This window comes from Ramlibacter sp. (assembly GCF_013697775.1).
In the GTDB taxonomy this organism is placed as follows: domain Bacteria; phylum Pseudomonadota; class Gammaproteobacteria; order Burkholderiales; family Burkholderiaceae_C; genus Ramlibacter.
In genome coordinates this window covers 1-5,579 of sequence record NZ_JACCWG010000021.1, presented here as the reverse complement: position 1 = coordinate 5,579, position 5,579 = coordinate 1, and the positions used below count along the sequence as shown (strand labels likewise).

Sequence of the window (5,579 nt, the reverse complement as noted above, 5' to 3'; positions counted from 1 at the left end):
GCCGCAGGCTGCCAGCAGGGCCGACGCCGCGAGGGCGGCCGCCAGGGCGGAGGACGGCGCCTGCAGTGCCTCGGCCGTTGAGGCAACGGCATCGTCTGCCGGCGCGGGCGCGTCGGCGCGTGTGGGGATCTGGATCAAAACGGGCTCCTCTGCTCGACAGCCATTCAACAGCAGAGCTGGAGGAAATCCCGCTTCAAGGTGTCAGCATCCGTAATGCGCAACAGATTCATGAAAAAAAACCGCTGCACGGGCAGCGGTTTTGGCGGATGTGAGATTCGCGCGCCGGGTTTCAGCGCCAGTGGTGGCGGTGCCCGCCGCCCCAGTAGCCGCCCAGGCCGATCGACAGGCTGACCGGCGGATAGTAGTAGCGAGGCGCATAGGCCGGGTACACCACCGTGGTTGCCGGATAGACGTAGGTGCTGGGCACCTGCACGATGGCCGGCGTGGCCTCCACGAACTGCTGCTCGTAACCGCTCGGGGGCGCGCTCACCATCGGCGGCGCGCTCACAGTGCCGGGCATCGGCTGCGCGGCCGGATACGCCGGCGCCGGGCCGCTGCCCATCGGCGTGACCTGCAACCGCACGGTCGGGCCCGGGTCGTACGGCATCTGCGTGGTGTACTGGCGCCCGCCGAATTCGTACGTGACGTTGTAGCCCACGGTGCGGTTCTCATAGCTGTTCTGGGTGGCGCACTGCTGCACCGCCTGCGGATAGCCGTCGCGCGTCTCGATGCTGTTGCCCACGCCGGCGCCGACCACCGCGCCCACGCCCGTGGCCGCCGCGCGGCCAAAGCCGTGGCCGATGGTGTTGCCCAGCAGGCCGCCCACCACCGCGCCGATCAGGGCGCCGCCGCCCGAGCTCTGCTGCTGCACCACCTGCTGCTGGCTGCAATACTGGCGCGGCACGGCCACCTGCTGCACGAGCGGCACCGTGGAGACCACGCGCCCGACTTCCTGCGCGCCCGCGGCCACAGCCACAAGTCCCATCATCGACAGAACTGCTTTTTTCATGATGTTCCTTCTCTTTGGCTGAGATGCTCAAATTCTAGGCACGCGCCCCGCGCGCGCGCCCTGAACAGGGCGTAAAGCTGCTGTAAAAGTTCCCGCTCAGCGGCATACGAGCAACGCCCAGGCGGCCGGATCGAACCCCACCGTGGTCTCGCCGCCGGGCCACTCCACCACCGGGCGCTTGATGACGCTGGGCTGCGCCAGCATGACGGCGCGGGCGCTGTCGGCATCGGTCACACCCTCGCGCGTGGCGTCGTCGAGCTTGCGCCACATGGTGCCCTTGCGATTGAGCAGTTTTTCCCAACCCACCTGCTGCATCCATGCGGCCAAGCGCGGCCGCGGCACGCCCTGCTTCTTGAAATCGTGGAACTGGTGGTCCACGCCCTGCTCAGCCAGCCAGGCGCGGGCCTTCCTGACGGTGTCGCAGTTGGGAATGCCGTAGAGCGTCGCAGCCATGGGGCCATGATGCCATGCGTGCGCGCCGCTGGTTCATGGCTGAGCCAGCGCGGCGCGGATGTGCGCAATCGCCTCGCCTGCCTGGTTGCCGCCGCGCGTGTCGCGCGCCGCGCGCAGCGCCAGCAGCCGCTCCAGCATCGCGACCACCTCCTGAAGCGGCGGCCCGCTGGAAGTGATGCCGGCGGAATGCGCCGAGGCGGCCCTGCCGGCGGGCTGCACCAGGAACGGCTTGACCAGCCGCTGGTGATGAAAAGCGTATGCGCCGGCATGGGCCTTGCACACGTCGAGCAGCCTGGCGGCGTTGGCGCGCCACTGCGGTGTGGCGCCATGCCGATCCAGCTCGCCGCAAAACTCCAGCAGCAGCGATGGCCGACGGCCCAAATCACGCAGCGCCCGCTGGTCCCCCGGCGGCACGTGCCCGAGCTTCTGGTGCACCACACCCTGGTAGAACGGGTCGCGCATGCTGCACAGGCCCAGCGCCACGTCGATTTCGTTGACGGCGGCGAAGTCGCCCGCATTGGCGCCGCGGTAGTCGGCGTGGCCGACGGGATGGCTCTTGAAGTATGGCCGGATGCTGAAGTAGAAGCGCTCCACGTCCAGCTGGTCGGACAATTCCCGGTTGAACCGCAGCACGTCCCCGAGCGCGGCATGGGCGTGTTCCAGCGGATACGCCGCCACCGGGTTCGAAGGCCCCATGCGCGTGACCTCGCGCAGCGCGTCGGCGGCGCGCCGGTAGGCCAGGACAGCCAGCGTATTGAACTCGATCCAGGTCTGCTCGTCGCGCAGCGCGGTGAACGTGTGGTAGCGCCCGCCCACGGCCTCGTTGAACAGCGCCTGGTGCGCGAAGACGAAGCGCGGCACCACGCTCAGGCTGCCGCCGATCTGCATGGCGACGGTCCATGCTGCTTCTTGCCCGCCCATCGCGTCACCCAGAGCCGCTTCGTGCCGCCGGCAGGCCGCCAGGTAGAAGCCCACCATGCCCAGCAGCGCATAGCGCGCTTCGGGCTGCATCCGGGCCGTGTCCACCGCGCGCAGCGCCTCCATGCGCAGCCCGCCTTCGCGCAGCAGGTTGAGCTTGAGCGTGTCGAGCGCCGGGCGCCCGGTGATCACGTCCACGCGTTCGCTGAAATAGGCATTCTCGAGTTCCGTGTTGATCCGCACGAATTCGCCGCGCAGCCACGCGTCCAGCCCGGCCACAGGATCGTTCATGCCTCGCTCCCTGTGAGGACATCGCGCAGCGCTTCCAGCAGGGCGTGCACCTCGTCCATGGTGTTGTAGTGCAGCACCCCGGCGCGCAGGCACGCGTCGTAGGGGCAGCCTGCGAAAAAGCTCCACGGCGTAGCAGTTGCCGTGGTTCACCGCGATCCTGCGCCGCGCCAGCGCCTGCGCGACTTGCGCGGGCGCGCGCCCGGCAACCACGAAGGCCACTGTCGCGGTGCGGCGCCGGGGCGCGCCGAGCAGCGTCACGCCATCGAGCCGCTGCAGCCCCTCGAGCAGGACGGCGAGCAGGACGGCCTCGTGCCGCTCGACCCCGGCCCAATCCAGCGCGTGGAGATAGCCGCAAGCCTCCTGCAGGCCGGGCAACAGCTCGAACGGCAATGCGCCGTGCTCCCAGGCCCGTGGCGCCTCGGCCGGTGCCGGCCGGATCTTCTCGGGCTGCAGCCCGTCGAGTGTCCGAGGCTGCACGCACAGCGCGCTGAGGTGCGGCCCGAACCACTTGTAGCCCGAGCACACCACCGCGTCGGCCCCGCACGCGCGCAGCGTGCCGGGGCCATGGGGCAGCGCATGAACGCCGTCCAGGAACAGGCGCGCGCCTCGCGCATGCACCGCGTCGGCGATGGCCGCCACGTCCGGCATGGTGCCCGTGACGTTGGAAGCGGCGGTCAGCGCGACCCAGCGCGTGCGCGGCGTGAGCAGCCGCGCGACCGCGTCCGTTTCCAGGTCCAGCGTGCGGCCGTCCACCTGGGCGATGCGGACGGTGGCGCCGCTGCGCGCGGCCGCGGCGAGCCAAGGACTGACGTTGGCGTCGTGGTCCAGTTCGCTGCAGACGATCTCGTCGCCTGGGCGCAGCTGCGCCGCGACGGCCCGCGCGAGCATGGCGGTGAGCGCCGTGGCCGAGGCACCGAGGATCACGCCGTCGGGCGCGACTCCCAGCAGCGAAGCCATCGCCTCGCGACAGCGCGCGAGGCGATGCGCCGTGGCCTCGGAAGCCGCCGAGGTGGCGTCCAGGTTGGCCACGTCCGGTCCGCCAAGGTGGTCGTGCACGGCCTTGGCGACCGTGTCGAGCACCAGGCTGCCGGAAGGGCCGTCCAGGCGGATCCATGGGGAAGCCGCAAGGGCGGGAAAACGATCTCGGTTCATAGCAGGCCTGTTGCTGGAGTTCGTGCAGGATGGCCGAGGCCGCCCGCCGGGTCTTGAACGGAATTGCATGAATCGCTGAACCTTGTTCGCGGTTGGCCGCGCGGCCTGTGACAATCGCGCCCATGGATTCCCTGCAAGACTGGCTGGCACACTGCGAGCGCCTGCATCCCAAGACCATCGCGCTCGGCCTGGAGCGTGTGCAGGCCGTGGCCGCGACCATGGCCTTGCGCTTCGACTGCCCGGTGATCACCGTGGCCGGCACCAACGGCAAGGGCTCCACCTGCGCCATGCTGGAAGCCATCCTGCTGCAGGCGGGCTACCGTACCGGCGTCTACACCTCGCCGCACCTGGTGCATTTCGAGGAACGCTGCCGCGTCGCGGGCGACATTGCCACCGCCGACGCGCTGGTGCCGCACTTCGAGCGTGTGGAGGCCGCGCGCGGCGACACCACGCTCACGTACTTCGAATTCACCACCCTGGCCATCCTGAGCCTGATGGCGGCATCCGGGCTGGACGCCGCCATCCTCGAGGTCGGCCTGGGCGGCCGGCTCGACGCAGTCAATGCCGTCGACGCCGACTGCGCCATCGTCACCAGCATCGACCTGGACCACATGGAATTCCTGGGGCCGGACCGCGAGAGCATCGGCCGCGAGAAGGCCGGCATCCTGCGCGAAGGCAGGCCCGCCATCGTGAGCGACCCGATGCCGCCGCACAGCGTGGTGGCGTACGCCCAGGCGCTGGGCGCCGACCTGTGGCTGCTGGGGCGCGACTTCAACTTTTCAGGCGACAAGCAGCAATGGTCCTGGGCCGGGCGCGGGCGGCGCTACGCGGGCCTGGCCTATCCGGCGCTGCGCGGCGCCAACCAGCTGGTCAACGCATCGGGCGTGCTGGCCGCGCTGGAAGCCTTGCGCCCGCGCCTGCCGGTGCCGGCGCAGGCGGTGCGCAACGGGCTGGCGATGGTGGAGTTGCCGGCGCGCTTCCAGATCGTGCCCGGCGAGCCGGTGCTGGTGCTGGACGTGGCGCACAACACGCATTCGGTGGCCGCGCTGGCGGCCAACCTGGACGCCATGGGGTTCTATCCGGCCACGCACATGGTGTTCGGCGCGATGGCCGACAAGGACCTCGCCCCGATGTTCGCGAAGATCGCGCCGCTGGCCGACCGCTGGTACTTCACCGACCTGCCCACGCCGCGCGCCGCCGCCGCCGCCGACCTGGCCGAGCGCTGGAAGCAGATGCGGATTCCGCGCGAGGTGCCGGTGAGCCTGCACGCGGACCCCGCGCAGGCGCTCGCCGCCGCGGTGGCCGCCGCGAACCCCGCTGATAGAATCGTGGTCTTCGGATCGTTCTACACGGTAGGGGGCGTCCTGAAGGACGGCACACCCCGTCTGCAAGCCAGGCATCTGGGCGCGTGAACACTCCGCGATCCCGCCACACATCTGATTCCGGCGCGACACGTTCATGGCCTTGTTCAAATTCCGCAAAGGTGGCGACGAGCCGATGGCTGCGGGTTCGTCGCAGCCCGAAAGCGTGGAAGCGCTGCGCCGCCGCGCGCGGCATCGCCTGATCGGCGCCGTGGTGCTGGTGCTGGCCGGCGTGGCGGGTTTCCCGCTGCTGTTCGACACGCAGCCGCGCCCGATTCCCGTCGACATCCCCATCGAGATTCCCGACCGCAACAAGGTCAAGCCGCTGCCCGTGCCGGTGGCGCCTGCCGCGCGGCCCGTCGCATCGGCCGCCGTCGCGCCGCCCGCACCGGCGC

At 70.3% G+C, this 5,579-nt stretch carries 4 protein-coding genes and 1 pseudogene; 2 read left to right on the top strand and 3 right to left on the bottom strand.

Annotated features, from left to right (window positions below; all coding sequences use genetic code 11):
• Nucleotides 1-289 precede the first annotated feature (289 nt).
• The 3 genes from H0U68_RS01105 to H0U68_RS01095 form a co-directional block, all read right to left on the bottom strand.
• Nucleotides 290-1,009: a glycine zipper 2TM domain-containing protein gene (locus tag H0U68_RS01105; protein ID WP_296352298.1), complete on the bottom strand. Its 720-nt coding sequence runs from the start codon at nt 1,007-1,009 to the stop codon at nt 290-292.
• Nucleotides 1,010-1,105: 96 nt separating this feature from the next.
• Nucleotides 1,106-1,462, bottom strand: a complete 357-nt coding sequence (locus H0U68_RS01100; protein WP_296352296.1) for an ArsC family reductase — start codon at nt 1,460-1,462, stop codon at nt 1,106-1,108.
• Nucleotides 1,463-1,495: 33 nt separating this feature from the next.
• A complete protein-coding gene (locus H0U68_RS01095) occupies nt 1,496-3,823 on the bottom strand; it encodes an aminotransferase class V-fold PLP-dependent enzyme (RefSeq protein WP_296352294.1) in 2,328 nt (775 codons plus the stop codon).
• A 122-nt stretch (nt 3,824-3,945) separates the two neighbouring features.
• Here H0U68_RS01095 and folC point away from each other — a divergent pair, with 122 nt between their 5' ends.
• Both folC and H0U68_RS01085 read left to right on the top strand, forming a co-directional pair.
• The gene (folC, locus tag H0U68_RS01090; protein ID WP_296352292.1) at nt 3,946-5,235 is read left to right on the top strand and encodes a bifunctional tetrahydrofolate synthase/dihydrofolate synthase; all 1,290 of its coding nucleotides are present in this window, start codon (nt 3,946-3,948) and stop codon (nt 5,233-5,235) included.
• A gap of 46 nt (nt 5,236-5,281) precedes the next feature.
• A pseudogene (locus tag H0U68_RS01085) lies at nt 5,282-5,579 on the top strand (SPOR domain-containing protein); the annotation flags it as partial.